This window comes from Nocardia sp. NPDC003345 (genome assembly GCF_053589395.1).
Map to the genome: position 1 here is coordinate 1 of NZ_JBSFRU010000626.1, position 1,109 is coordinate 1,109.

General features: G+C 68.9%; 1 protein-coding gene. It reads left to right on the forward strand.

Features of this window, described 5'->3' with window-relative positions:
- The coding region (locus ACWDU1_RS32505) for a PASTA domain-containing protein (protein WP_450004243.1) at positions 1-1,008 on the forward strand (1,008 nt) is incomplete at its 5' end.
- Positions 1,009-1,109: the final 101 nt, after the last annotated feature.

A 1,109-nucleotide genomic window follows, 5' to 3' on the forward strand; every position in this document is an offset into this window, starting at 1 on the left:
GCCGCCACACCCGCCGCGCACGCCACCCGGATGGTCACCACCGCGCACCCCCGGCACGAACCACCACCACCCGCCTACATCCCCCCGCACCAGCATCCGACGCACTACAGCTCATACCAGGAGACCCGGGCCACCGGACGCCGCAACGGCATGATCTGGGCCGCTGTCGTGGTGGCGCTGACCCTCGTCGTCGGCATCGGCGGCTGGTGGATGGGCATGGGCCGCTACACCACCGTGCCCTCGGTCGCCGGTATGACCCTCGAACAGGCCACCGCCGAACTCCAGGACGCCGGTTTCGAGACCGGCACCCGCGACAAGGCCTCCGATACCGTCCCGGTAGGCGGAGTCGTGGGCTCCGACCCCGGCCCCGGCGCCCGCGAGACCAAGGGCTCCGCCGTCGACATCCTGATCTCCAGCGGAAAACCGCAGGTCCCCGCCATCGCCCCCGGCGACGACTGGGACGAGGTCCAGCAGCTCATCCGCGACCAGGGCCTGCAACCCGTGAACGGCGGCGAAATCGCCAGCACCGCCCCCGAAGGCACCGTCGCCCGGGTCGATCCGGGCCCCGGCACCGTGCTCCCCGCCGGTGCCCATGTCCAGGTCTGGAAAAGCAACGGCTCCAAACCGGTCCGGCTCCCCGACCTCCGCGCCGACACCCCCGACCAGGCCCGCAAGAAGCTCGAGGACCTCGGTCTCACCGTCGCCGGTGAACGCCGCGCCTACGACGAACTGGTCGAGGCCGGCCGCGTCATCGGCACCGATCCCGCCGTCGGCATCACCGTGGACGCAGGCTCCTCGGTCACCCTCATCGTGTGCGAAGCCGTCACCATGCCCTCCCTGGTCGGCAAATCGGTAGCCGAAGCCCGCAGAACCCTCCAGGACCTGGGCCTACAGGTACAGGTCCGCCAGCTCGCCCCCCTCGACTCCTCGGTAGTGGTCTCGCAGAACCCCGCCGCCAACGCCAACGTCGAAGCCGGAGCCTCGGTCACCGTAGTAGCCCTGCCGTAATGTTGGTGGCGCCTCCGGCGCCACCAGATAGGAAGAGCGTGGTGTTGGGGAAGAGTGTGGTGTTTGTAGTGTATATATAGGTGGTAGGCGTATGAATATAA